The sequence below is a fragment of the Holdemania filiformis DSM 12042 genome (genome assembly GCF_000157995.1).
Taxonomy (GTDB): domain Bacteria; phylum Bacillota_I; class Bacilli_A; order Erysipelotrichales; family Erysipelotrichaceae; genus Holdemania; species Holdemania filiformis.
Map to the genome: position 1 here is coordinate 303,278 of NZ_GG657553.1, position 22,832 is coordinate 326,109.

Genomic DNA, 22,832 nt, shown 5'->3' on the forward strand with positions numbered 1-22,832 from the left:
ACCCTGATTTTTAGAAATTTGAATATCCGCAGGACTTTATACAAGTTCAGGGAACGCAAAGAAATACAATGATATCTTTCAAAAGGGGGAATTCCGATGTTCACTTCTGCCCGCAGCGCTCAGGTTGCCATCAACGGCGATACGATGAATTATCTTGTCTTTGGCCAAGGTTCAAAAACACTGGTCATTCTGCCCGGATTGAGCGATGGACTGGCTCCCGTTCATGGTCAGTTTCAGGCGCTCTCTTTTGCGTTCAGCTACCGGCTGATTGCCCAGCACTTTAAAGTTTATTTGTTCAGCCGCCGGAATACGCTGCCCCCAATCTATTCCACGCGGCAAATGGCTGCCGATCAGGCTCTTGCCATGAAAACATTAGGCATTAAAGCCGCTTCCGTTCTGGGCGTATCACAGGGCGGGATGATCGCCCAGTATCTCGCAATCGATTATCCGGAGCAAGTCAGCCGGCTCGTCTTGGCCCTCACCACAGCGCAGCCTGCTCAGATGACCCGCGATGTCCTCCAAAACTGGATCCGCATGGCAAACCAGTCGGATTATTCCGGTTTGATGACCGATACAGCTGAAATGTCTTATTCCGAAGCCTATCTCAAAAAATATCGCCGGTTCCTTCCTCTGCTCAGTTGGTTGGGAAAAACTCAGACCTTCGACCGGTTTCTCACGCAGGCTCAGGCTTGTCTTGATCATGACGCGCTGGAAGAAATCCATCAGATCTTTTGCCCGGTCTTCATGATCGGGGGCGAGTGCGATCACATCGTCGGCGTTCAGGCTTCCCGTGATCTGGCTGAAAAGTTGAACACCTCTTCTCTTTTAATTTATCCGGGCTTGGGTCATGCCGCTTATGAGGAAACCGGCGATTTTCAACAACGAATCCTTGATTTCTTAACCCAGACATAGCGATCCGCCAAGATTGTTCCCTCTGACCATCACAGTCTGGCAGTTCTTCAAAACAAAGAAAGACTCCCCCTCATGCGGATTTTGATCATTCCGGTTGAGCGAGAGTCTTTTATTTTGCTTTTGATTCTTGATTCTAAACTGATTCCCTTGACAGTCCGTTTAATAGGCCAGCGTCGTGCCCCACTGTTCTTTATCCAGTCCGGACCAGACGATCACATGTCCCATGCCCTGACGCTCGTTGACCAAAACCGCGTCGGACGGTCCCATATAATCCTCATGCGCGATCATCACGGTAAACTGATCGGCGCCCTTCTGGATCACCCAGCCTTCCGCAACCGATTTCGCAAACGGACGATCCTGCCGGCTGACCAGACTGACCGGAGCCGGTACGGCAAAGCACGGCGCTTTTTCCCCTTTCGGGTTGAGTGAGAAAATCGTTGTGATCGAAGTGAAACCCGCTTCGTTCAGCTCGGTTTCCAACATGACCGACGGCGTCGTCGTATTGTAATGCAGCGACAGCCGCGTTTCCGTCAGCCGGACTTCGGCCTGCTCCGCCAGCGTCAGCACTTCGCAGTCGCTGTTGTTCAGCGTCAGTCCCGCCGTCTGGCCTTTCAGCATAACCTGAGCGTCCGGCGAAAAATGCCAGCGCTGCACAATTTTATGTTTATCCTTCGGGTTGGCATAAATCTCGTCATGGACAAGAATCAGATCTTCCCGCAGCCAGACCACCTTCCGGCTGAGCACCGCGCTGCCGGTTTCCAAATCCATGTAACCTAACGCCGCCCCCTGCGCCAGCCGGAAGCTGCCGGCTTCGCTCATCTGTGTGTTCAGCGACCAGGAACGCTTATGATATCCCCAGGAACGCTTGCACCGAATTGACGGTTGATCGTCCAGCTCGATGACATTGTGCGCCTTCGGCCCTTTAAACTCATACCGTTCCGGCTTATCGACATACGTCAGCCGGCCGCTGTCGCGCACGATATCCTCGCCGCGGTAAAACAGATCGACATGCAGCTTGTCCTCATGGGCATGCCCGCCGCCATGGACGCCGTTGGTAAAATGCAGCCACGTTTGATCCGCGGAATCATCGCTGTGCCAGAAAATATGTCCGCTGTCCGGGAAGATGACGCTGCGCTTACCGGACGGGAGGGACGGCATGGAAGCATACGCCGTCGCCGCTTCCGCGCCCAGATCAAACACACAGTCAAAATCAAACTCCCGATACCCGGCGGCTTTCCAGGCTGGATTGTTGAAGCTGACAGCTGCTTTGGTGATGATGTCGCGCACGTCGATATCGTCGCTGTCGCCCATCGCCATTTCGTTTCCATCCGGTTTGCGGTGTTCAACGCAGAAGTCGATCATTTTCGCCAGCCGCTCGTTGTACCCGGAAGGCAGGGCGATGCCGTTGCGGTCGGCCAGAATCTTCACTTCCAGGAAATCCTGCGCGACCTCGTTGTGATACATCGTCGATTGTTCCCAATGCACACCGTCCGGATACACCTGCCGCTGCAGCTGCAGATCCAGCCGGCGCAGCGCTTCCTTGCGCATTTCCTCACTGAACGGATGTTCCGGCATCAACAAGGCCGCCGTAAACAAACCGTGGTTTTCCAGCACGCCCCAGTTGGAAATGATCTTCGTGCTGTTCCAGACTTCCGCGATGAACTTTTCCTGTTCGAGGATCGATTCCTCAAACAGCGAACAGAAACCGTCGGTCAGCGCCGGACTGTTGCGGAACAGACAGAAAGCCTTGATCCACAGGTTCATCCGGATTCCCGTTTCCAATGTCCGGCAGGCGTTGGCGCAGTCCGGATCGCGCAGGTTGATCTGGCAGATCCAGCTCTTGCATTGTTTGACGAACGCCTCGGCATATTTCTCATCCCCGGTCAGCACATACGCCTGTCCCATCGTGATCCAGAAATGATGACGGTTAAACGCGAAGATCCATTCCGGGTCATCCGCCGGCTGATGCAGCCAGTTGATTTCCTTTTCAAACACGACTGGAATTTCCGTGTATTCCATATCCCAGCGCAGATCGAAACGGAAGCTCTGAGCGCAGGCTTCATCCGCCCTGGCGATGATCTTGTCGATCTGATCCTGCGCGCAATGGGTTAAAACATAGTCCTTCACCGCCGCCACGTCATTGACAAAAAATTGTTTCTTCTGTGCAAAAAATTCGTTTTTCTTCATGCTTTGCTCCTTACCAATACCGGTTCCAGTCCGTCACCATCCGAGTCAGGGCTTCCATATAATAGTAGTCGCCCCAGCTGCAGCACTCGTCAACACCCTTATTACGGCAGGTGTTGGTCGGTGTGTGGCGGTTATAGGTGCTGTGAAGCAGGATGCCGTTGGTCGAATCCCAATCCTTAACCTCATAGTTGTCGATCAGCGATTTCATCATCTGATACGCAAGCTTCGTATAGTATTCCGCTTCTTCTTTGTCCAGCACCTTCGCGGCTTCCAGAAAGCCGCAGATCACGATCGCCGCCGAAGAGGAATCGCGCGGTTCGCTGCTGCCGTCAGTAAAATCAAAATCCCAGAACGGAACCAGATCCTTCGGCAGATGGCGCAGATAGTAATCGCTGATGTGGCGGAACAGTTCCAGGTATTCCGGATCCTGCGTATATTGATAGCTCAGAATCGTACCGTAAACACCCCAGGCCTGCCCGCGTGCCCATGCGGAATTATCGCGGTTGCCCTGATGCGTGACGCCCTTGAGCGGCAGTCCGGTTTCCGGATCGAAGAAATACGTGTGAATCGTCGAATAGTCCTCCCGCACGACGCACTTCATCGCGGTGCGGATATGCTTATGCGCGATATCCGCAAACTTCGGATCGCCGGTGACCTCGCTGGCCCAGTACAACAGCGGCAGGTTTAACAGACAGTCGATGATCAGCCGGTAGCTGTCCTTATCGCCCATCTCGCCCCAGGCCTGAATGAATTCGCCTTTTTCCTGGAAGCGGGTGATCAGCTTCTCCGCTGCCATGATCGCGGCTTTCTTCGCCGTTTCATCGCCAGTCAGCTTGTAGCCCGCGACGCAGGACAGGGAATACAGGAAACCCAGGTCATGATGATCAACGCTGAATTCCTCACGGATCCGTTTGTAGAAGTCCTCCACCTGAATCAGTGCGGCATATTTGAAGATATTCTTTTTCGTGTGTTCATAGGCCAGCCAGATTTCACCGGTCCAGAAGCCGTTGGTCCAGTCCTTGTTGATGATCGGCTGATAGAATAAATCGGTGCTGCTGGCAGCCTGGTATTGATACGTGAACGCCGGCAGATTTTTTTCTACCTGGGCGCAGGCACGGTCCAGCGCAGCGGTGATTTCTGCTTTTGTCGCTTGGGGTTTATCTAAAAATTGGATACGGTCCATGATGGAAAACCTCTCTTTCTTCTCTGTCTTGAGTTTATCATCATTTTTCGCTATGATAAATAGGAAGGTTAAGGTTTTTTTGTATAAATTAAAGAAAGAAGGAAGGGAAATGCAGGATTTCAACGTGACGTTCCGCTATGCGATTCAGCGGGAATGTACTTTAGAATGGCGGGTGAAACAGGATCGCATCGATTACAACAATCTAGTGTTCATATTAAAGGGAAAAGCGCTGTATAAAATTGACGGAAACGAACAGATTTTAACCGAAAATCAGGTACTTTTGATTCCGGCAGGCAGTCTGCGGGAAGCCGAACGGCTTGCGGAGGAACCGCTGACGCTGCAATCCTTTGATTTTTTCAGCGATCAGCCGCTGCCGGCCTTGCCTCGGCCGGTTCTGACCTTGGATTCGCTTGATTTCTATCTTCCGTTATTTCAGGATTTTAACCGGCACTGGCTGACAGAAAAGCCGTTGTCCCGGCTGCATTGCAAAGCGTTGTTCTATCAGATTCTGGACGAGCTGTATCAGTCAGCCTGGGCAATGCAGGAAAATCCGCATGTCCGACAAATGAAAAGCTACATCGAATCGCACCTGACGCAGAATATCACCATGGAGGATCTCGCTTGGGTCAGCGGCTTAAACGTCGTGTACTGCGGCGCGTTGTTCAAGCAGGAAACGGGGGTTACCGCTTTGCGATACTGGCGCACACTCCAAATCCGCAAAGCCGCTCAGCTGCTGAGCGAACCGGATATTTCTGTCAGTGAAGCCGCATGGCAGTCAGGCTTTGACGATCTGTTTTATTTCTCCAAATTATTTAAGGAAATCCAGGGAGTATCACCCAAGGTCTATCAGCGGCGGCATGCAGGCAGTGTTAAACTCAAAGAAAATTATCAAAGTAACCACGGATAGCGTTGATCATGCATGACTGCAAAACTGGTCTATACTTTTCCTCATCAGAAACCAGAAAGAAATTCCTTAATCCGCTATTGAACATAATAGTGAATAAAAGAAAAGCGAATTGTTTCAAGCTTTAAATTTTGCTTGAAACAACTCGCTTTTTGTTAATCCACATTCATACAAGAACTGATTGATTTGCTTCCCATGTATATAGTTTATCTCTTTTTGATATTTACAAGATCGGCAAAGCGAACACGCAGTTTATTGAGCAGCATACGCGGCGGCAGATTCTCCGGCGACTTTTCCGGTTACCGCAGCATGCGCGTTGGCGTCGCCGCAGACATAACCGTAAGCCCGATAGCCGCCAGTCGCTTCCCCGGCACTGTATAAACCCTCGATCACGGTGCCGTCTTCTTTTAAGACCCGGCATTGATCGTCCAGCGTCAATCCGCCAAAGGTCATGACACCTCCGGCTGCTACCTTAACGCAGTAGAATGGCGCGGTGGTCAAAGGCTGGGTAAAGATGGTTCGGCCAAACTCATCTTTTCCGCTTTCAACAGCCGCGTTATATTGCTCGATTGTCGCTTTGAGGGTATCCGCAGGCAAACCTACTTTTTCAGCGAGTTCTTCCACGGTGTCCGCCTGTTCCACAATCCCCATATTCTGATAAACAGAAACCTTGTAAACATTATCAGCGACATTTTGATCAAAAATCTCAAAAACAAACGGTTCCTGCGTCTCGACCACACTTTTTGACGTGTCGAACGGATCACCGGTCTCATTGCAGAAGCGGCTCCCTGTTGAATCCGTCAGGATCGCTCCGCCGGAAAGCACCATCGCTGTGATCAGCATATTCTTACTCACCTCAACCGTCGGCGAGCCATAGGCCGCTTTATCCATATCCGTTAATTTCGCTCCCAGTTTTGCGGCTTCCTCAATCATCTCACCTGTCGTTCCCGGACTTCCAGCATAGGTCATTTTCGCATACTCGTCGCCCCAATATTTAGAAAGCATTTCCGGACTGCCGCCGAAACCGCCGCTGGCAATGATTACAGCCTTGGCCGTATATTCGACCGGTTGTCCGTTCTGACTGGCGATCACACCGGTCACCCGTCCTTGATCGTCGGTCACGAACGATTGAACCGGCATTTCATATTGAATCGTCACGCCCTTCTGGACAGCGGCATCCTTCAGTCCGGAAACCAGCTCGTTCGCGTCCGGCATGGATTGATGCGCCCGATAGGCCGTACTGCCGACACCCTGCGTCACCTTGTCTGAGAATTCGACACCGTTATCGACCAGCCAGTCCAGCGTTTCGCCGGACAGCGCGCTGACCAGTTCCCGCTGAACAGGATCGCGGTCCGCACTGGCACCCTGCGCCATATCCTGCGCGTATTATTCCGGGGAATCTTCAATTCCCGCCTGCGCCTGCTGCCGGGTTCCGGCGGCCTGAAGAATTCCGGTCGACAGAATGCAGTTGCCTCCGGCATAGGCCATCTTTTCCAGCAGGATTACCTCCGCGCCTTGTTCCGCTGCCCGCACGGAAGCGGACAAACCGGATAAGCCCGCACCGATGACGATCACATCGCCTTCAGTTTTGATCTGGGATTCCGCTGTCGGAACAGCGGTGGATGCGGATGGATTCTGCGGCGCTGCGGAACAGCCGGCCGCGGTGGCCAGCATCGTGCTGAGCAGAAGCAGGAAGCTTTTCTTTTTTAATGCCATAACACTTTCCTCCCTTCGATACTTAACTTGTGTATCGTTGGACAAAGTATAAGCGTTATATAAGGTTGAAGGTCAAGCGCTGAAGGTCAGAGAATTTCCCGATCTTTGATCGGCAGCCACACGTCATAGTAGTGAATTATGGTATTATCCTTCCCCATTACCCGCGCGATACTGCGGCCAAGAATGTCCCCGGCCAACGCGAACGCGTGTTTTTCAAGATAGCTGAGAGCGGGTTGAAGGTTTTCATAGCGCAGGAACACTTCGTTATGCGTACAGAATACCATCCGGACGCACGGCACGGCGGGGTAGTAGACGCTGTCCTGCTTGTCCAGCTCCAGCGCCTCGGCCAGCGGTGCTTCCATCGCGAATCCCCAATGCAGCGCATGCTCCGGATCCCCGGCTGAAAACAGGAAGGACAGATCCGCTGCCGGCATCCAGTCAGTCCAGTTAGCCCGCGCGGTGACGGCTGCTTTCTGTGCCCGAAATTGATCCTCGATCTGATGATCCATCCGCCAGAGAGCTGGCCGCATACCCAGCGTAATTTGATTCAGCTCGGTTTCCAGACTTTCGATCAACGTGATTTTCCGCTGGAATCCCTGCAGCAGAAGCTGTTGCCGCTCGATCCGTTTTTGTTCAGCCTGTTCCAGCTGACGGAAACCGGCGCAGTATTCCTCCAGATCCACGTCGTTCAACAACCGGACCGAGTCCTGCAGCGAGGCCCCGACGTTCTTCAGTTCCTTCATCTTGATCAGGTAGTTGCCATCCACCACGGTATACTTTCGGTATTGATTATCTTCGTCGCGATGGGGAACAACAGCGCCCTGGCTGTCATAGAATCGGATCGTCGGCGCACTCATCGACAACAGACCCGCCATTTCCCCTACGGTATACTGGTGAAAATTCCGTGTTTTTTCCTGGTCGGCATTGATTCTATTTTTCATCGTCCTTCTCCTCATCGGTTCCCCGTTATTCCCTGGGTGGGAACCGGATCGGCGTCTTCCTTGAGCGCTTCAATATAAAAGCTGACCGGCCGGAAACCGTCATTGCAGGAGATCATCGCAGAGCGGGGATTTTTCATCCAGCCTTCGTAAAGATTTTCCCCGCCGTGCGCCAGCGTCATTACGAACGCTGAGAGGCTTGACCAAGCGCTATCACATAAGCCCTCCGGCTTTTCCCAGCCGTTGGCGATGAAGACCTGGCCTTCCCGCAGATCGCAGGCATGGAGCATCGGATTTTCATAGCGTTCCATCAAGTCGGTATGTTCTATCACTTTCATCACGGTAATTCTGCATTTCTTCATCGTTTATCCCTGCCTTTGTCTTTCTCATTGTAGCATATTCATCCTTGCGGATTCATGAGATTCTGCGTTTTGGCTTCATCAAAAGGAAGCAACTTTCATTTCGGTTTCTGTCGCGATTCTTTTGTTTTCCAGTTCTTGATGTTTACGAAATGAATCGGACAAAAATAAAAAAACCCTTGTCTGAATGGCAAGCGTCTATTTCAATCATACAAAATTCTAAAAATCTGGATCCGCAGGCCGTCTTTGTCCTACCCTGCGGATTTATTGACTGATGCGACAAAATCTCTGCCGGGTTCGCTTTGATTTTAAAGCGATTATTTCACGGTCTTCGTTCTTCGCCGGCAATCATCAGAAATGAAACTGAACGCTCAAGACCCGCGCTTTCCTTTATTCCGGCTTTTGATACTGATTGCGGATCTCGTTGATTTCATCAATATCGTCGAAGCATTGAGAATCGAAGAACTCTTTGAGCGAAAGATTCAGCGCCAGGCAGATACTATAAATCGTCGGCATATACAACGTTTCCTGATCCTTTGACATAAAGCTGGAAATCGTGCTGTTGCCGCAGGCCTTCTGACTCAGCCCGCTTGGATTCATGTGATATTCCCCGCATAACTCTTTAATTCTGATTCGTAATGCTTCACTAAATTTCATCGTTATAGTCCATCCTCTAAATTATCGAATAACTCACTGTCGAAGAACTGACTAAACGACATATCGAACGCGCCTAAAATCTTACAACAAGTATGAAGCGTCAGATACTTATCCGGCTCCCGCTTATAATTGTAAAATGTATTCTTGCTGACACCGCTCACCTTGGCCAGCTCATAATATGTCCAGCCCCGTTGCGCGCGAAGTTCATCGATTCTCTTAAGCGTTGCCTCGTTCAATTTCATGCCATCGCTACCTTTGCATCCACCCTGAATTAGTCAATAACTTCCAATTCCTGCTTTTATTATAACTAGCCGCATGATAAAATTGGTTTGGAGGTTATGTGCTAACTTATGGAAAACAAAGAGTTCCCGGATGTCGGTTCCGCTGTGCGCCAAATCCGGATTGACAAAGGCATGACAATCGAAGCCCTTTCCCGTATTACTAAAATTAGAATTGAAGAGTTGAACAGCCTGGAACAAGGCGGAAACTGCCCGGTTCCTGATTATTTCATGATCTTAACCGCATTGGGTTACGATTGGGATCAGATCGTCGACTTCCTGCAGCACGGCCAGACCCCGCTGACATAAAATCACAGCCCCGGATGCCGTCCGTTCCTCTGTCTGTATCCAAAAGAAAGTAAAAGAAAAGAGGATGACCCTCTTCTCCTCTTCCTCACTTACTATCCCGGAATTGAATATCTGTTTCGTTTTCCAATCCCAGCGAGCGTTTAAGGAAGCGAAGTGAAATCATCCTGCTTCTGTTGTTGGCTTAGATCCCTAAGAACTGGTAAAAATCAAATAACGGAAAAGTACCTGATAAAACAGATAAGTAAATTGACTTCATGGTTGATTACTCCTCTCTTTTCAAGTACTTGATACAAAAATTATATTATCCGAACTCAGATTAAACAAGGAAACCCGCTTAATAAAGATGGTTTAAAACACGGCGCTTCCCTGTGTCGTTTTTATAGAATTTACAGTAAAGGAGAGCGAATGAAACAAGTCAACGCTTTAATAAGGATAACCCGTCTGAAAAAAGGAATTAAAGCGGCGGCGTTAGCCCATGAATGCAATATCACAGCCAGTTATTTAAGTCAGATCGAGTCCGGGAAGGAAGTCGATCCGGCGATCACCTCGAAGATCCTGCGCCAGCTGGGAGTTGAGATCAAGAAAAATAACCGGCAGGTTCAGAAATACGACAGAATGATGGACGACTTGATCAACGCGGCGGCGTATTACGACCAGACCCGGGTCAAAGAACTAATCGATCAGCTGACTAAATCCGAGGCTGTTCTCATGGAGTCCGAGCTTGCGCTAAAGTGGATGCTGACAACCTTTATTGCACAGGTCTTGAATAAAAATAACGGGGCGATGAAAGAAACACGGGAGATTCTGAAAAAATGCGTAAAATTGTTTACTCCGGAGCTGCTTCAGATTTATTATTTGTATCTGGGGATGTCCTTTGCGAACAGCCGCAGCGATTTGTTTAAGGAGTCCATGTTGAAAGTTTTGGGGATGAAGGAGAGAGAATCCGTAACTTCGATCGCTCATTACAATCTGGCGATCTGTTATGCCCGGGAAAATAATCATTTTCTGGCTGACAAGCACAACCTCAAAGCGCAGCGCGCCTTTCTCGATGAACAGAATTATCTCCGCTTGATTTTCAGTAAATCTTTCGAGGCTGTTTTGTATTCGGAAAACGGGATGATGGAGGAAGCGCTGGAAATTTCCTGTTCCATTCTCGATCAGACGATCATCAAGATTCCGCTTTACCAGCGTCAACAGGTCCTTCATAATATTCTTTTCACCTGTATTCTGGCAAAGCGCTATGAAGATGTCCAACGCTACTGCGCTCAATATAGTTCTTCCGTCGAATTGAATGATTTCCATCGCGCTCTGCAGGCCTGGGCCTTCATCAAACTGAATCGTCCCCAGGAAGCGGAAGTCTTGATTCAAAGCTGTACGCCGGATAAAAATGATCCGTTTGCCTCGCAGTTTATCGCGATCGTCCATTTGACACTAGCGCAGGATGAAGCGGGACTGCAGCGTCTATTGATCCAGTTTCAAAAGTTCGCGCTCAAAGTAGGCAACGACCTTTCCGCCAAATTCATCACAGACTTGTTATGCGAATCTTATATTCGCAAGAACAATTATTCAAAAGCCGTGTATTACCAAAATCAAATTGCACACAAAAATTAAATCCAGGAATTCAGGAAGAAAGAAGGATACGAAGATGCCGGAAGAAGTACAAGATCTGCTGGAACAGCTGGCTCAGGACAATCAGGTGAGTGTCGATGAAATCAAACAGGATCTGCAAAATCGGATCAATCAAGCGTGGGAGGATCCGGAAGATAAATATCCCGAGTTTCGGCGATTCTTTAAAAACAAGAAACCGACCTCGGTCTTTTTCCTGTATGCCTTCGATCAATTACAAAAGATGAACGATAAAATCCAGGAAATCATTGAGGAAGTTTATTTAACGGAGATGAAAGCAGGAACGGAACCCTCGATTGAAGTCGCCGCCCGGCTGGACGCCCGCCAAATGGAAGATCCGATCGAAACCTTCCTGGCAATTTTAACTTGTCTTCAAAGCAACGCGCTGATCATTGAAACCATCCGGAACATGGATATCTGACAGTTTAATGCTTTGCTTGCTTATTGCTTTAATCCCCTGACTGATGAGCTTTTTTCTCTGACAGCGAACATTCCAAAATAAAATGAAGATTTACCAAGCAGGACATCCAAGAACTGTACCCATCTCTGTACGCGAGTTCCTTCGAAGGTTCTTTGCGCAAGCTGGTAACTTCCGGCGAACTTGCACGGGAGGGCGCAGGAAAGTCGGCCTGCTGCTTTCGATTAAAATAAATGCCCTTAAATCCACGTCATTTCCCTTAAAATCAGCATTCATTTAAGGGAAACGATAACCTTACGAGAAAAAGCTGTGACTGATAGCTCAAAAGAAATAAAAAAATGTGCGGATTTCGATAGAAAAAAGCACATTTTTTAGTATTGTGAATCGATGCTAAACGGATTAAATTCTCGGGAAGACTACAACGCAATTCCTCTCTCATGCTCTATGAAACTTCTATTTCGTTGGAGAATATCGCCGATACGATTTCCTTTTAAGGGAGTCCTGAATCCGGCATTATCCATCACGGCACAGGCGGAAAGAGATGGAGATTGTGAATCAAAATAACGGAAACACTTTAAAAATCCAGCTGTCTTCCGTTGGAAGCTATGACTTGTTGGTACCAGGCGAAGGAATCCTTTTTGATCCGGGCATAGCTGCCGCGGCCTTCATCATCCCGGTCAACATAGATAAAACCATAGCGCTTTTTCATTTCGCCGGTTGACACGCTGATCAAATCCAGACAACCCCAGGCCATGTAACCAATCAGATCCACACCGTCGTCCACCGCTTTGTTCATCTCCAGGATGTGATCCCGCAAATAAGCGATGCGGTAATCATCATGAATTTTTCCATCGGCACTCAGTTGATCCACGCAGCCGATCCCATTTTCTGTAATCATGATCGGCACCCGGTAACGATCATATACCTTTAACAAGGTTGTACGCAGACCGACCGGATCGATCGGCCAGTTCCATGCCGTTTCCTGCAAATAAGGATTCTTGATGCCGCCCATGATGTTGCCGCTGGTTTCTTCGCTGAATTCCTGAGTGCTTTCTGAAATACTTTGATAATAGGAGAAGGTGTAATAATCGCAGACGCCTTCTTTCAGGATCGCTTTTTCTTCCTCATTCAGCTGCAGCCGCACGCCGCGTTTTTCAAATTCATTCAATGCGTAAAACGGGTATTCGCCCTTCAACATCACGTCCGCGCAGGTATTGTTATAGAACAAATCATTCTTCAATACGAGCAGCACATCCTCGGGATGACAGGTTCGCGGATAGCGGGTGATGTGGCAGATCATCGTACCGAAGTGAAAGTCCGGGTTGATCTGACGGCCGCGGACCACCGCTCTGGCTGAGGCGATCATCATGTTGTTCAAGGCGTTGAAGCGTTCGTCAGGATCGTCTTTCTGTTGATGAATGAACTGGGCCTGCGGATCGATCAAAGCACCCTGCCCCAGCGCGCTCATCGGCAGAAACATGTCGTTGATCTCGTTGAAGGGAATCCAGTAGCGGACTTCATCCTTATAATTTTCAAACAGCGTGAGCGCATAGCGGACATACAGATCAATCACCTGTTTATTGATCCAGCCATGATATTTCAACGCAATCGCCAGCGGAATATCGCTGTGCGAGAGAGTAACCACCGGTTCAATGTTGTATTTCTTTAATTCCGCAAAGACGTGATGATAGAATTCCAGCCCTTTGGGATTGGGAGCTGCATCGTCGCCGTTGGGATAGATGCGCGCCCAGGAAATCGACATCCGGTAGGCCTTAAATCCCATTTCAGCGAACAGCGCGATGTCCTCCTTGTAGTGATGATAGAAATCAACCGCGGTGTGCGACGGATAGTGATAAGCTTCGTTTTGATCCAGTGCAATCCGGCGGGGTGAGGTATGCGAGCCAGATGTGACAACATCCGCGACGCTGATCCCTTTTCCATCTTCCAGATAAGCCCCTTCCACCTGATTGGCGGCGGTGGCGCCGCCCCAGAGAAAATCATTTCTGAACTGTTTCATCGTTTACTCCTCAAATTTCAACAGACTCATGGCGATCCAGGTCACAACCATCGAAACGCCGACGCCCAGCATGTACCACGGGAAGGTTTCCGTCATCGCCAGTACGATCGTGCCAAACGGAACGAAGCCAAACGACAGATACTGAACCGTGAACGCGCCCATGATCGCGCCGCCGGCCGCCCCGCCGATCACCGTGGCCCACAACGCTTTCTTATATTTCATAATCAAGCCGAACATGACGGGTTCTGTGACGCCGATCAGTGCGGTAACGCCGGTTGATAAGCCCAGCGATTTCGTTTCTTCCTTCTTCGCCTTCCAGAAAATGAACAACGCGCAGACCGCCATCGCCGCATTTGACGCCGCGGTGCAGGGATAGATGAAATCGTAGCCGAGCGTCGCCAGATTCTGCACCGTGATCGGCGACATCGCCACCTGCATGCCGGTCATCAACATGAACGGGTACAGCGCGCCACACAAAGCGCCGCCAACCGGGCCTAACGACGTATACAGCCAGAGGATGCCCTGGGCGACAAAGGTGCCGATCCAGTTGCCAATCGGCGCCAGAACCATCCAGCCAACGACGGCGGAAAGCATGACGGAAACCAGCGGCGTGACGATGATATCGATCATCTTCGGAACTACACGCTTGCAGGCGCGCTCGACATAAGACTGGAAATAAACGATCAGGATTGCCGGAATCACGGTCGACGCATAACCGGCATAGGTGATCGGCAGAAAGCCGAACAGCTTCACCGAGGTCCCTGCCATGCCGGAGAAGGTCGGATGCATGATGATCGCGGCCGTGGTTGCCGCTAAATACGGATTGCATTTGAAACGCTTGCCTGCCGAGAAAGCGACCAGCACAGGCAGAAAGTAGAACGCGGCTTGGGAACAGGTAAAGAAGAAAGTATACGTTTCCGAGGCCGGATCGATTAGTCCCAGCGTCTGAATGGAATACAGAATGCCCTGAAGCAGACCGCAGGCGACGATCGCCGGAATGAACGGAGCGAAGATCGAAGACAACGTTTCCATAAACGTTCCCAACAGGTCTTTCAGTCCGCGCTTTTCCTTTGGCAGATCCCGATCGAGATTTTCTTCGATGCCTTCCTGCCGCTTGAGATCGCCGGCCTCGCAGATCGCTTCATAGACGTCGTTGACCTCGTTGCCGATGATCACCTGATACTGGTTGTTGCTCCACTTGGAACCAAATACGGATGGCAGCTTATCGATCGCTTCAGCCTGTACCTGGTTTTTATCTTTGACGGTGAAGCGCAGGCGTGTAACACAATGCGTGACGAAGGAAATATTCTCCTTCCCTCCGACATGGCTGAGTATTTCGGCAGCTAAGGCTGTGTAATTTTTTGTCATACCCCAAATCTCCTTTACATAGAAATGACTTCGTTTCTTGCTTTTTCTGGGCAAGCTTGCTGACTATCTTTTTTTGATATTTCTAACTTTGAATATCTTCTCTGTGAAATCCGCTCGCGCATGCCTGCGCGGATTCGCAATTTCTTCGTTGGCGATCAGGAACGCAACCGGTTTATTTCATTTCTGATGAAACTTCATCTTGCCGAAAGATCGGGCGTCCCCGGAACTTTCGTCGAAAAGGTTAAGGCTGAGTTGTCAGACAACGTTCACGGTCGCATAACCTCTGAACATGCAGGATCAGATAAAACTTTTCTTCCTCACTGACCGGATAGCCGTTCACCTCCAGATAAACCGCCATCCCGTTGACGATCCCGGCAATCTTTGCGTATTGTTTCTGCATCGTCTGATAGAGAGAATAAGAACAATTCTCGCTTACGCCTTCATTGATCCGCCGAAGCAGATACCGCATGTGCGTCGCGAACCGGACGTAATTGAACGAATTCAGATGGATCGTCTGATGCAGATGTGCTTCGATAATCCGCGTACAGCCGGCGATTAATTCTTCTTCCTTCTGCGTGTTGGACGCTTTGACCGTCAGTTCGGAATTGATGATATTCAGGGCGATCCCGGCTTTCTCACTCGCCGGCAGGCATATCCCCAGTTGTTCCTCAATTCGTTCCAGCGCATTCTCCGCCAGTTTCATTTCCAGCGGATAGCTGCTTTCCAGTTCATAGGTCAGCGGCATTTTCAGCTCGATGTTCTTGTTCAGTCTTTCGATACAGAATTCGAGATGATCGGCCAGGGTAAACGGCAGGTTGGGATTCAGTTCCGCCGGGATTTGATCAACGGCTTCGTTGTAGAGCTGGTCGGCAATCTGTAAGATCTGCGGATTGACCGTTTGAATCAGCCGGATCGTTTCAGAATTAAAACCGTAATAGGTCCGGGAAATGGACGAGAGATCGTTCAGCTCGCATGGCATTTTCTGAAACCCGACGCCGCGGCCTTCGACGATCACTTGTTCACCCTTGGAATCTTCGGCTAAGGCAAAGTTGTTATTGATCTTTTTCAACAGCTTCATAAGCGTTCCCCTGTCATCACACGATCGCCGGCCTCGACCCGGCTGTTTTCCAGATGCTTCTGCCAGTGTAAAGCCTGCGGTTGAGTCACGAACATCATCACCGTCAGATCATAAGCGCTTAAACGCTCGCGGTCGAAACGGATGATGGGTTCGCCCCGGCGGACTCTGTCGTTTACCTTTTTCAGTGCGGTAAAGCCCTGCCCCTGCATCTGCACCGTATCGATGCCGATATGAACCAGCACCTCCACCTCCCCGCAGCGGATGCCGAACGCATGGCGTGTTTCAAATACCATGACCAGCCGGCCGTCGCAAGGGGCGCAGACGGTTTGCGACTGCGGGATCACCGCCACGCCGTCGCCCAGGTTTTTACTGGCGAAAAAGGGATCGTTGACCTGCGTGATATCGAGCAGCTGTCCGGCGGCGGGCGCACCCAGAATCATCGCTTTTTTTGAGAATAGCCCCAACATGTTAACACCTCCTTTAATGCAACAAAAAAGGGAGGCAAACCATAACCAAAACAAATGTTCTGGTTAGTTATGCCTCCCTTACGAGTTACAGTCTAACGATAATTTAAAATTACACCTGAGTACGATTTTTGTCAAGCGCTTTCATTTTATTTCTTTTGTCAATTTTTCCCTTTTCTGATTCCAAGACTCATTTTCGGAAGCCATCCTTGACAAAGGCTGCAGCGAATCTGTCTGATCCCAGATCCCCCTTCATTCGGAGAATTCGGGATTCTGTAAAATCTTGGCACAAAAAAAGAGCTGGATTAGATCCAGCCCATCTTCCTCACTTTCCAAATCAGTTGTTCACGCTTTTAGAGAAAGTGTGTGAGGTTCCTTAGAATTCCTTATTTCGCCTGATCTAAGCACTCAGTAACGCCTTTGATAACTGCGTTAGAGGAATTCGTTGCGCCGGAAACCGTATCGACTTCCGCAGAGTTTGCTTCGACGATCGCCGCGCAGACCTTTTCCATCGCTACATCGCCCAGACCTGCAGTTTCTGCCTGTTCCGGAGTTGTAACGCTGGTGATCTTGCCGCCTTCAATCTTCACTTCGACTGTGACGTCGCCGTTGTTGCCCTTCTGTGTGGATGTGTATGTGCCGTCTTTGTAGCCTGCAGCGTCGCCGCCCTTATCCTTGCTTCCGCAAGCGCTCATGGACAGAACCATCATGCCGGCCAGAGCCAATGCTAAAAACTTTTTCATCTTAATTTCTTTCTCCTTCCAAAAATATCGAACGTTGTCGATAGTTTAATCATATCAACACCGGTTTCCAATGTCAATTCCCGAACGCCGCATTCTTGTGAAAAATCGCCTTAAAATAAGGATGAAAGCGGCTTACAGGTCGTCTTTGAGAGCGGAAGCTTTCGCATAGGCACTGGAACGAGCTTCAAAAAAATCCGTTTTGATCAGGTTGGCGTTGGCATACTGACTGACCCATTTCATGGATGCCGGTTCTTCTTCTTCACCCGGATACAGAATTTCCAGATGAATCGCCTTGGCCCGCAGATTGCCGAGATAGCGGATATAATCGCGGATCATCGTTTTGTTCAGCCCCGGGATCTCATCGCCCAGGATCGCACAGCCCCATTCGATTTCTTCCTCGACGCCCTGCTTTAGCATCTCCCGGTAAAGCTGTTCCCGTTCCGGTGTGAACAGCTGCGGTTCTTCCTTGCGCAGTTCCAGAATCATGCTGCGGAACAGCCACAAATGAGTGTTTTCATCGCGATTGATATAACGGATTTCCTGAACTGAGCCTGGCATCAAGCCCATCCGACCAAGGTTGTAAAAAAACATGAATCCCGAGTAGAAGTAAATTCCTTCGAGAATGTAATTCGCGATCAGGGTTTTCATCAGCTGCACCGGCGTGCGTTGTTCAATGAATTCGTTATACAGCCCGCCGATAAACTCATTGCGCTTCAATAACCGCGGATCTTCCTTCCATTGATACAGAATCTCCGTGCGCTGATCCGGCGAACAGAAAGAATCGAGCATGTAGCTGTAACTCTGGGAATGAACAGCTTCCTGAAAAGCCTGGATTGTCAGGCACAGATTGATTTCGTTGGCCGTGATCACCTCGCCGATATTCGGCAGGTTGGCCGTCTGAATACTGTCAAGAAAGATCAGAAATGACAGTGTTTTATCGAGCGCCGTCTTGACGGCTGGTTCCAGTTTGGGATAATCCTTGAGATCCTGGCCGAGATTGATTTCCTCGGGAATCCAGAAATTATTCATCGCCTGACGGTACCAGTCGGACACCCAGCCATATTTCAGCGTGTTGAAGTCGTTGAGGTTGGTCGTGTTGCCGTTGATCATCCGGCGCCGGCGGACATCGGTATCGCCCTGGGCGTTAAACAGGGCTTTGCGTTTGAGTGATTCAGACATGGGGTTCCTCCTTGATTGATGACGGACAGCGAGCTGCGAACGCCGCAGACTGTATTCTTTTGATTGATTGACGCTGGGGCTGTTGCTTCCTCAGCCAGACCTGCCGCTGACTTAAGCCGAACAGGATTCGCATTCTTCGACTTCCAATGACTGACTGCGAACATAATAGAGGGTCTTCACGCCCTTCTCCCAGGCCAGGATCATCAGATTTAATAAATCCCGCAGGGAATAATCGGTCGTGATATAGAGATTAACGGACTGCGCCTGATCAATATGCCGCTGCCGGACGCCGGCGGCCCGGACAACCCAGGTCTGGTCGATCTGATGCGCTTTCTTGTAATACCAATAGGTCTTTTCGTTGAGCTCGGGAGCAACGCGGGCGATGATACTGCCCTTTTTCTCCTCGAGGAAAAATTTGTTCATAATCGGATCGACGCCGGCGCTGGTCCCGGCGATCACCGACGTGGAGCTGGTCGGCGCGATTGCCAGCAGCCAGCCGTTGCGCAGCCCATACCGCGCCACTTCCTTAGCCAGTGTCTGCCAGGCGTCGGAGGTATAGCCGCGCTTGGTAAAGTAAGCGCCGGTCTGCCAGTCGGAGCCTTCGAAATCGGCATACCGGCCTTTTTCCTGAGCCAGCTGCAGACTGGCGCGGATCGCGTTGTAATTGATCGCTTCAAACAGCTTGTCGGCAGCGTTCAGGTGTTCTTCAGACTCGAAGAAGATCGAACGTTTCGCCAGCCAATGGTGCAGACCGCTGACGCCCAAGCCGATCGCCCGGCTTCGACTGGCGGTGCGCTGCGCCTGCGGCAGCGGATAGGCGTTGAGGTCGATTACATTGTCGAGCGCCCGCACGGTCACTTCGATGACCGACCGCAGTTCTTCTTCATCTTCAGTATTCAGCCGGCCCAGATTCAGCGAGGCGAGGTTGCAGACAACCATCTCTCCGGCCTTCGCCTGTTCGATGATCACCATTTCCCCGTCGATCTCGGTCATTCGGGTTTCGATCTCTCCGGCCGGCGCGATGTTCTGCGCGATTTCCGTGCATAAATTGGAGCAGTAAATGACGCCGCGGTGACCATTGGGATTCATCGCGTTGACAAGATCGCGGTTAAAGACAAAGGGCGTGCCGGTTTCCGCCGCTGATTTCAGAATCAGCCGAACAAGGTCTTTTAATAAAATCACCCGTTTTTCAATCCGTGAATCAGCGACGCATTCCTGATAGCGCTGTTCCCACAACTCTCCGGTGCAGTCTTCCAATGCGTACCCTTTGACAGTCTGGATCTGATGGGGATCCATCAGATACCAGTTCTGATCCAGACTTGCCTTCGCCATTCTCCAAAACAGATCGGGATAACAGACCGCCGGGAAAACGTCGTGCGCCTTCATCCGATCGTCGCCGTTATTGGTGCGAATCTGAAGGAATTCCGGCAGATCCCTATGCCAGCAGTCAAGATAAACCGCGACAGCGCCCTGCCGCACGCCCAGCTGATCGACGGCCACCGCCGTATCGTTGACCAGCCGGATCCACCGCAGGACGCCGCCCGCCGCGCCTTGAAAACCACGGATATCGCTGCCGGAAGCGCGAACCTTGCCGAAGTACAGCCCCATCCCGCCGCCTTGTTTGGAGATTTGCGCGAAGCTGTCGAGTGACTTATAGATTCCCTTCAGGGAATCCGGAACAACGTCGATAAAACACGAAGCCAGCTGGGCTTTGGGTTTGCGGGCGTTGGCCAGCGTCGGTGTCGCCATCGTGACTTGGAGCTGACTTAAAACATCATAAATCTTGATCGCCCATTCGACGCGGTTTTTCCCTTCCGGAATCGCCAGGTGCATCGCAATCCCCATGAACATCTCCTGCGGCAGTTCCAGAACTTCACCCTGGTGATCGCGAATCAGGTAGCGTTTGATCAACAATTCCAGGCCGCTGGCGTTGAACAGCTGATCGCGCTCATTGTCGATCGCTTGTTCCAGCCGGTTTAAATCGTTATAGCTGTAATGCTCGGATAAGTCTTTATTTAACAGACCCTGAGCTTCCAAATAAAGCAGCTTCTGCGCCAGCGTGCGGATTCCCTGAGCCTCCATCCGCTGGCTGACGGAACGGCGCAGCTTGATCATCATAAACCGGGCCGCGGCCTTTTCCCAATCGGGCGCTTCCTGACTGACCAGCTCGACACAGGCGCGGATGAGATTGTCAAGCTGTTGGGAGCGTTTCATCTTTTCCTTGGAAAAAGCCTGAACCTTTTGAATCAACGCGTCAAGCGACATCGCCGGCTGGGAAAAGTCACGCTGCAGCTGACGGCAGGTCGCAAGGATTTCCGGATCCGGAATAATCCGGCGCAGCTGATCGATCTGATCGCGCAGCCTGGCATGTTCCTGACGGTACAGGATATAGTGGCGGGCTTCTTCATAACAATTCTGACGCATTAACGCCTGTTCTACCCAGTCCTGAATTTGTTCGACGCTGACCGGGGCCGTTTCCGCCGCGCCGCGGATCTGGACTTCAACCTGATCGAGAATGGCTTCCTTTGTCATTTCCGGCAGCGGATGGCCGACGCTGGCAAAAGCCGCGCTCACCGCCCGGCTGATTTTCCGGCGGTCATAGGCTTGAACGCTTTGATCTCGTTTGATGATCTCCATTTTGATTCTCCTTTTTCTCACACGTTCCGCCTGGCAGGTTGTGGATCTTCTGCCGGGAAATGTCGTTCTTCTTGATTGAAACCGACATTCCGCTTCAGGCGTTGGTGTGCTTATTATACAAAAGTTGCCCGCGCAAAGGAAAAGATATGCCCGGGATTTCCGGGGCAGTGGTGAAATGAAAGACGGAAGATTAAATTCGCAGCCTGGAGGACAGAAAAAGAACCGCAGGGTTCAGCGGTTCCTCTTGGAATAACACTTCATTTTCAGCCCGGCGGCGATTCAGCAGGATTCATCCTTCAATTCCGCCATCATCGTTAAGGCCCGGCGGCTCAAACCGATTTCATAATCCATCCGGAAACGATCCGACACCCGAACTGCCGGGATTTTATCACTGTTGTAGCATTGTTTCAGCCGGTCGGCAATTTCCTGCTGGCTCTGCAGAAATAGCGGGTGTGAATAAAGCTGGATGATATCGGGATCCGCGACCAGCGCATAAGTCAGGATACATTGCAGCACGGATTCGGGAAGCGTGTTGGCAGAGATGTCCTGCGTCAGCTTTTCCTGGTGGATCCATGGCAGCAATTCGATTTCGCCGGCCAAATTATGGGAGCCCTTAAGCGCTTTGCCATTGAAGACGAAGCTGGAACCAAAGCCGCACTTTCCCAGATAGAAGCTGATCAGCGACGTTTTATCATTCAAACGCAGACGCTGCCAGCTGCCTTCCGCGGAGAATTCCATATCGTTGCCTACCGCGCCCTTTAATCCGCTGGCGCATTCCAGTTCCTTGAGAATATTAATTCCTTTCAGTTCCGGGTATTCATAGCTCTGCTGGACAATTGCGCCGTCAATGTTGGCGGCGATTCCCAGCACGAAGCAGCAAAGCGAGGGTTCGCTGCGGCGTACGGTCTGTAAAAGGAGCGCCATCGTTTCCAGCAAGCCGGCTTCTACGTCAATATGTCCCTGGTTCTTCGTCATCCCCAGGCTGTCCAGTAAAAACCAGTCGATGGTCTGGCCTTCCAGAATCAGCGCGATCGCGTTGCGGAAATCCGGATTGTATTGATATAACCGGCTGCACCGTCCGCCGGACGAGCTCTGCATGCCCATTGCCTGGAGTTCGCGGGTTTTTACCATTTCGTCCACAATCTTGCCGACGGTCGGAAAGCTCAGGCCGGTAATGTCCGCCAGCGCCGTTTTACTGAGCGAACATCCGCTGCACAGAACCGCTCGGATCTTACCGAGATTCATTTCTTTAAGAACAGTAGCGTCTGCCATGATTATCCTCCTTATTCCCGCTTTTTCAGCGGTTTTCATGATCATCATATTCTCTTTAAATTCTGACGTTGGATGGGGCCGAAGCTTAAAAAGCCCGGTTAATCAAAGGGATAAAATCTGCGCATTCATCGCTCGGTACCGTCTGGGCAGTGATCCGAACTCCTTTGGCAGCGATGTCGCGGAATATCTGAGCTTCTTCGGCGGTGATGCAGACTGAGCGGATGATGCGCACAGAGCCCAGTTTATTCGAGATATTTCCGACATTGATCACGGGCAGGAAATACCCGGCTTCCAGCACTCGTTTCGCAGTTTCCGGGCCCCGCATAACGATGAACAGACGATCCTGCGGATATGCTTCCTGCTGAAGCCGCTGAACTGCTTTTTCCACCGAGAGGATGGAGAGCTTAACCGTTGACGGACAGGCCATCCGCAGCGCCATTTTCTGGATGTCATCCTGCGCCGCCTGATCGTCGATGACCAGAATCCGCGTGGCGTTCAACAAGTTTGTCCAGATTGCGGCGACCTGACCATGAATCATTCTTTCGTCAATTCTTGCGTTTACAATTTCCATTCTTTTTCTCCTCCTG

The 22,832-nt window shown here is 50.7% G+C and carries 20 protein-coding genes and 1 pseudogene; 5 read left to right on the forward strand and 16 right to left on the reverse strand.

Annotated features, from left to right (window positions below):
* The first annotated feature begins 96 nt into the window (after positions 1–96).
* The gene (locus tag HOLDEFILI_RS03815; RefSeq protein WP_006058123.1) at positions 97–912 is read left to right on the forward strand and encodes an alpha/beta fold hydrolase; all 816 of its coding nucleotides are present in this window, start codon (positions 97–99) and stop codon (positions 910–912) included.
* 159 nt (positions 913–1,071) lie between these two features.
* On the opposite strand, the gene HOLDEFILI_RS03820 is transcribed toward HOLDEFILI_RS03815, so the two are convergent.
* The gene (locus tag HOLDEFILI_RS03820) at positions 1,072–3,099 is read right to left on the reverse strand and encodes an alginate lyase family protein (protein WP_006058124.1); all 2,028 of its coding nucleotides are present in this window, start codon (positions 3,097–3,099) and stop codon (positions 1,072–1,074) included.
* Positions 3,100–3,109: 10 nt separating this feature from the next.
* Positions 3,110–4,282, reverse strand: coding sequence for a glycoside hydrolase family 88 protein (locus HOLDEFILI_RS03825; protein WP_006058125.1), 1,173 nt, complete (start codon positions 4,280–4,282; stop codon positions 3,110–3,112).
* 109 nt (positions 4,283–4,391) lie between these two features.
* Here HOLDEFILI_RS03825 and HOLDEFILI_RS03830 point away from each other — a divergent pair, with 109 nt between their 5' ends.
* Complete coding sequence (locus tag HOLDEFILI_RS03830; RefSeq protein WP_039863838.1) at positions 4,392–5,189, forward strand: AraC family transcriptional regulator; 798 nt, start codon at positions 4,392–4,394, stop codon at positions 5,187–5,189.
* 249 nt (positions 5,190–5,438) lie between these two features.
* On the opposite strand, the pseudogene HOLDEFILI_RS03835 reads toward HOLDEFILI_RS03830, so the two are convergent.
* From HOLDEFILI_RS03835 to HOLDEFILI_RS03860, 5 genes and pseudogenes are all read right to left on the reverse strand, one after another.
* Positions 5,439–6,902, reverse strand: a pseudogene (locus HOLDEFILI_RS03835) (FAD-dependent oxidoreductase).
* Between the two features lie 86 nt (positions 6,903–6,988).
* Entirely contained in the window at positions 6,989–7,843 is an 855-nt protein-coding gene (locus tag HOLDEFILI_RS03845) for a MerR family transcriptional regulator (protein ID WP_039863841.1), read from the reverse strand.
* Between the two features lie 11 nt (positions 7,844–7,854).
* The gene (locus tag HOLDEFILI_RS03850) at positions 7,855–8,202 is read right to left on the reverse strand and encodes a TIGR04076 family protein (protein ID WP_006058130.1); all 348 of its coding nucleotides are present in this window, start codon (positions 8,200–8,202) and stop codon (positions 7,855–7,857) included.
* Positions 8,203–8,589: 387 nt separating this feature from the next.
* Positions 8,590–8,856, reverse strand: coding sequence for a helix-turn-helix domain-containing protein (locus HOLDEFILI_RS03855; protein ID WP_006058132.1), 267 nt, complete (start codon positions 8,854–8,856; stop codon positions 8,590–8,592).
* A 2-nt stretch (positions 8,857–8,858) separates the two neighbouring features.
* Positions 8,859–9,098, reverse strand: coding sequence for a helix-turn-helix transcriptional regulator (locus HOLDEFILI_RS03860; RefSeq protein WP_006058133.1), 240 nt, complete (start codon positions 9,096–9,098; stop codon positions 8,859–8,861).
* A gap of 108 nt (positions 9,099–9,206) precedes the next feature.
* Here HOLDEFILI_RS03860 and HOLDEFILI_RS03865 point away from each other — a divergent pair, with 108 nt between their 5' ends.
* The 3 genes from HOLDEFILI_RS03865 (at position 9,207) to HOLDEFILI_RS03875 (ending at position 11,490) form a co-directional block, all read left to right on the forward strand.
* A complete protein-coding gene (locus HOLDEFILI_RS03865) occupies positions 9,207–9,443 on the forward strand; it encodes a helix-turn-helix domain-containing protein (protein ID WP_006058134.1) in 237 nt (78 codons plus the stop codon).
* Positions 9,444–9,848: 405 nt separating this feature from the next.
* Positions 9,849–11,054: a helix-turn-helix domain-containing protein gene (locus HOLDEFILI_RS03870; RefSeq protein WP_006058135.1), complete on the forward strand. Its 1,206-nt coding sequence runs from the start codon at positions 9,849–9,851 to the stop codon at positions 11,052–11,054.
* A 34-nt stretch (positions 11,055–11,088) separates the two neighbouring features.
* Positions 11,089–11,490: a hypothetical protein gene (locus HOLDEFILI_RS03875; RefSeq protein WP_006058136.1), complete on the forward strand. Its 402-nt coding sequence runs from the start codon at positions 11,089–11,091 to the stop codon at positions 11,488–11,490.
* Between the two features lie 571 nt (positions 11,491–12,061).
* Here the strand turns inward: HOLDEFILI_RS03875 and HOLDEFILI_RS19140 are convergent.
* From HOLDEFILI_RS19140 to HOLDEFILI_RS03920, 9 genes are all read right to left on the reverse strand, one after another.
* Positions 12,062–13,504 carry a glycoside hydrolase family 1 protein gene (locus HOLDEFILI_RS19140; RefSeq protein ID WP_006058138.1) on the reverse strand — a complete coding sequence of 481 codons (1,443 nt, stop codon included), beginning with the start codon at positions 13,502–13,504 and terminating at the stop codon, positions 12,062–12,064.
* A gap of 3 nt (positions 13,505–13,507) precedes the next feature.
* Positions 13,508–14,872, reverse strand: coding sequence for a PTS transporter subunit EIIC (locus HOLDEFILI_RS19145; protein WP_006058139.1), 1,365 nt, complete (start codon positions 14,870–14,872; stop codon positions 13,508–13,510).
* Between the two features lie 241 nt (positions 14,873–15,113).
* A complete protein-coding gene (locus HOLDEFILI_RS03890) occupies positions 15,114–15,950 on the reverse strand; it encodes a PRD domain-containing protein (protein ID WP_006058141.1) in 837 nt (278 codons plus the stop codon).
* Positions 15,947–16,417, reverse strand: a complete 471-nt coding sequence (locus HOLDEFILI_RS03895) for a PTS sugar transporter subunit IIA (RefSeq protein ID WP_006058142.1) — start codon at positions 16,415–16,417, stop codon at positions 15,947–15,949. Before HOLDEFILI_RS03895 ends, HOLDEFILI_RS03890 begins: the two co-directional genes overlap by 4 nt.
* Positions 16,418–16,800: 383 nt before the next feature.
* On the reverse strand, positions 16,801–17,157 hold the full coding sequence (locus HOLDEFILI_RS03900) for an FMN-binding protein (RefSeq protein WP_006058144.1): 357 nt from the start codon (positions 17,155–17,157) through the stop codon (positions 16,801–16,803).
* A 132-nt stretch (positions 17,158–17,289) separates the two neighbouring features.
* On the reverse strand, positions 17,290–18,336 hold the full coding sequence (locus HOLDEFILI_RS03905) for a ribonucleotide-diphosphate reductase subunit beta (protein ID WP_006058145.1): 1,047 nt from the start codon (positions 18,334–18,336) through the stop codon (positions 17,290–17,292).
* A gap of 111 nt (positions 18,337–18,447) precedes the next feature.
* Positions 18,448–20,973 (reverse strand): ribonucleoside-diphosphate reductase subunit alpha, encoded by a 2,526-nt coding sequence (locus HOLDEFILI_RS03910; protein WP_006058147.1) that lies wholly within the window; start codon positions 20,971–20,973, stop codon positions 18,448–18,450.
* A gap of 279 nt (positions 20,974–21,252) precedes the next feature.
* A complete protein-coding gene (locus tag HOLDEFILI_RS03915; protein ID WP_039863846.1) occupies positions 21,253–22,245 on the reverse strand; it encodes an ROK family protein in 993 nt (330 codons plus the stop codon).
* Positions 22,246–22,330: 85 nt separating this feature from the next.
* Positions 22,331–22,816: a PTS sugar transporter subunit IIB gene (locus tag HOLDEFILI_RS03920; protein ID WP_006058150.1), complete on the reverse strand. Its 486-nt coding sequence runs from the start codon at positions 22,814–22,816 to the stop codon at positions 22,331–22,333.
* Between the last annotated feature and the right edge of the window lie 16 nt (positions 22,817–22,832).

Coding starts and splice junctions, on each gene's coding strand:
- HOLDEFILI_RS03900 (WP_006058144.1), bottom strand. CDS start 17,157: ATGAAAAAGTTTTTAGCATTGGCTCTGGCCGGCATGATGGTTCTGTCC.
- HOLDEFILI_RS03845 (WP_039863841.1), bottom strand. CDS start 7,843: ATGAAAAATAGAATCAATGCCGACCAGGAAAAAACACGGAATTTTCAC.
- HOLDEFILI_RS03910 (WP_006058147.1), bottom strand. CDS start 20,973: ATGGAGATCATCAAACGAGATCAAAGCGTTCAAGCCTATGACCGCCGG.
- HOLDEFILI_RS03820 (WP_006058124.1), bottom strand. CDS start 3,099: ATGAAGAAAAACGAATTTTTTGCACAGAAGAAACAATTTTTTGTCAAT.
- HOLDEFILI_RS03865 (WP_006058134.1), top strand. CDS start 9,207: ATGGAAAACAAAGAGTTCCCGGATGTCGGTTCCGCTGTGCGCCAAATC.
- HOLDEFILI_RS19145 (WP_006058139.1), bottom strand. CDS start 14,872: ATGACAAAAAATTACACAGCCTTAGCTGCCGAAATACTCAGCCATGTC.
- HOLDEFILI_RS03895 (WP_006058142.1), bottom strand. CDS start 16,417: ATGTTGGGGCTATTCTCAAAAAAAGCGATGATTCTGGGTGCGCCCGCC.
- HOLDEFILI_RS03915 (WP_039863846.1), bottom strand. CDS start 22,245: ATGGCAGACGCTACTGTTCTTAAAGAAATGAATCTCGGTAAGATCCGA.
- HOLDEFILI_RS03920 (WP_006058150.1), bottom strand. CDS start 22,816: ATGGAAATTGTAAACGCAAGAATTGACGAAAGAATGATTCATGGTCAG.
- HOLDEFILI_RS03890 (WP_006058141.1), bottom strand. CDS start 15,950: ATGAAGCTGTTGAAAAAGATCAATAACAACTTTGCCTTAGCCGAAGAT.
- HOLDEFILI_RS03905 (WP_006058145.1), bottom strand. CDS start 18,336: ATGTCTGAATCACTCAAACGCAAAGCCCTGTTTAACGCCCAGGGCGAT.
- HOLDEFILI_RS03875 (WP_006058136.1), top strand. CDS start 11,089: ATGCCGGAAGAAGTACAAGATCTGCTGGAACAGCTGGCTCAGGACAAT.
- HOLDEFILI_RS03815 (WP_006058123.1), top strand. CDS start 97: ATGTTCACTTCTGCCCGCAGCGCTCAGGTTGCCATCAACGGCGATACG.
- HOLDEFILI_RS03860 (WP_006058133.1), bottom strand. CDS start 9,098: ATGAAATTGAACGAGGCAACGCTTAAGAGAATCGATGAACTTCGCGCG.
- HOLDEFILI_RS03850 (WP_006058130.1), bottom strand. CDS start 8,202: ATGAAGAAATGCAGAATTACCGTGATGAAAGTGATAGAACATACCGAC.
- HOLDEFILI_RS03855 (WP_006058132.1), bottom strand. CDS start 8,856: ATGAAATTTAGTGAAGCATTACGAATCAGAATTAAAGAGTTATGCGGG.
- HOLDEFILI_RS03870 (WP_006058135.1), top strand. CDS start 9,849: ATGAAACAAGTCAACGCTTTAATAAGGATAACCCGTCTGAAAAAAGGA.
- HOLDEFILI_RS03830 (WP_039863838.1), top strand. CDS start 4,392: ATGCAGGATTTCAACGTGACGTTCCGCTATGCGATTCAGCGGGAATGT.
- HOLDEFILI_RS19140 (WP_006058138.1), bottom strand. CDS start 13,504: ATGAAACAGTTCAGAAATGATTTTCTCTGGGGCGGCGCCACCGCCGCC.
- HOLDEFILI_RS03825 (WP_006058125.1), bottom strand. CDS start 4,282: ATGGACCGTATCCAATTTTTAGATAAACCCCAAGCGACAAAAGCAGAA.